Origin of the sequence: Mycobacterium sp. 1245852.3, from assembly GCF_001669335.1 — a bacterium.
Taxonomy (GTDB): domain Bacteria; phylum Actinomycetota; class Actinomycetes; order Mycobacteriales; family Mycobacteriaceae; genus Mycobacterium; species Mycobacterium europaeum_A.
The window spans coordinates 1-1,448 of sequence record NZ_LZLL01000189.1 but is presented as its reverse complement, the minus strand read 5'-3'; the positions used below and the strand labels follow the sequence as shown (position 1 = coordinate 1,448).

The 1,448-nt window shown below is 71.5% G+C and carries 1 pseudogene; it reads right to left on the bottom strand.

Going from position 1 to position 1,448, the window contains the following annotated elements:
* Positions 1-1,383 (bottom strand): annotated as a pseudogene (locus A9W96_RS08425) (acyltransferase family protein); the annotation flags it as partial.
* Between the last annotated feature and the right edge of the window lie 65 nt (positions 1,384-1,448).

The following is a 1,448-nucleotide window of genomic DNA, read 5'->3' as shown; positions in this document are numbered from 1 at the left end:
CAGCCAGTGTTCGGCGTGCGAGCCGCCGGCCAGGGCGATGGTTCGGGTGGCGCGCAGGTCGCCGTAGGTGCAGTTGACCACCGCGGGGTTGACGAAGTCACTGATGCAGCCGTCCCGGGTCGAGTCCGGCAGGTCGTGCTTGACCTCCAGGACGCTGGGCCGCATCGGCAGCGTGGGCACCCGCACGCGTTCGGTGAGGGCGCGCGCGCCGGGGTAGTCCTGGGGGTTGAGGACGCTGAGTTCCTTGCCGGCCGAGCGCAACACCGTGACGTGCTGGCGCCACGTGAACGAGGTCGCGGTGAGCGTGACGCCGAGCAGCACCACCATCGATCCCAGCGCCATCGTCGGCCGGCGCAGGCGCAACCACCAGGGCATCGTCGTCGGCCCCGGCGCGGGGGACGGGGCCCGGTACCGCAGCGGGTCCTCGACCAGCCGGGTGGTCAGGTGGGCCAGCAGTCCCGACACCAGCAGCACCGCCGCGCCTTCGACGAAGTTGGCGTGCCGGTGCCCGCTGTAGGACAGCCAGAAGATGAGCAGCGGCCAGTGCCACAGGTACAGCGAGTAGGCAATCGTGCCCAGCGCCACCAGCGGCCGCGTGGCCAGCAGCCGATTGGGCATCGGCATCCGCTCAGCGGCGCCGCCATGGCCGAGGTTGGCCCCGGCCAGGATCATCAGCATCGTGGCCCCGACGGGGACCAGTGCCCACGGGCCGGGGAATTCCTTGACGCCGTCGATCAGGGCGCCGCACGACACGATCGCGGCCAGCGCGACGGTGGCCAGCGCGGTGCGCAGCCACATCGGCCAACGGATGTAGGGCACCACCGCGCCGACCAGCGCGCCCAGCAGCAACTCCCAGGCCCGGGCGAAACTGTTGTAGTAGGCGAGCGCCTGGTTGTCGCCGTGGGCGACGACCGCGTACCAGAACGACGCCACCGTCAGCGCGCTCAGCAGCACCACGAACAGGGTCCGCAGGTGTGCCCGCAGCGCTCGGCGGAACAGCGCCGCGCACCCCGCGACCAGCAGCAGGAAGCCGACGTAGAACTGGCCCTGCACCGACATCGACCAAATGTGCTGCAACGGGGAGACGGCCTCGCCGGCGCGCAGGTAGTCGGCCGCGGTGTGGGCCAGCTCCCAGTTCTGGTAGTAGCCCAGGCTGGCCAGGCTCTGGTCGGCGAACGTCTCCCAGCGCGTCTCCGGTTGCACCAGGAGGGTGAGCAGTCCGCAGCCGGCCAGCACCACGACCAGGGCGGGAAGCAGGCGGCGCACCAGCCGGATCACCTCGGCGACCGGCGACAGCGAGGCCGCCGGGTCGAGCGCGGCGCGCAGGACCTTGCCGCCGAAGAAGAACCCGGACAGCGCCAAGAAGACGTCGACGCCGCCGGAACGCGGTAACGCCACCGGGCAGTCCGCCCGCCCCATCGAAAACACGCCACCCGCTCCTCACGCAC